This is a genomic window from Nakamurella alba, from assembly GCF_009707545.1.
Lineage (GTDB): Bacteria > Actinomycetota > Actinomycetes > Mycobacteriales > Nakamurellaceae > Nakamurella > Nakamurella alba.
On record NZ_WLYK01000015.1, the window covers coordinates 1 to 214 of the forward strand.

Here is a 214-nt window from a genome sequence, read left to right on the forward strand (position 1 = left end):
GCTGCTCGAGGAACTCAAGGACACAGGCGTCGAGGAACGGATCCGTGCTGCTGCCCGGACGATCTACCAGGCTCTGATCGATGCGGAGCTGACATCGGTGATCGGTGCCGGCCCGCACGAGCGGACCGAGTCCCGCACCAACCAGCGCAACGGTCACCGGCCGCGGACGCTGTCCACGATCGCCGGTGATCTGGAGCTGCAGATCCCGAAACTC

Annotated in this window: 1 protein-coding gene; it reads left to right on the top strand. The window is 65.9% G+C overall.

All coding sequences use genetic code 11. The annotated features are described in order from the left end of the window. Window position 1 precedes the first annotated feature (1 nt). Window positions 2–214: transposase (locus GIS00_RS24690; RefSeq protein WP_230314127.1), on the top strand; the 213-nt coding region annotated here is incomplete at its 3' end.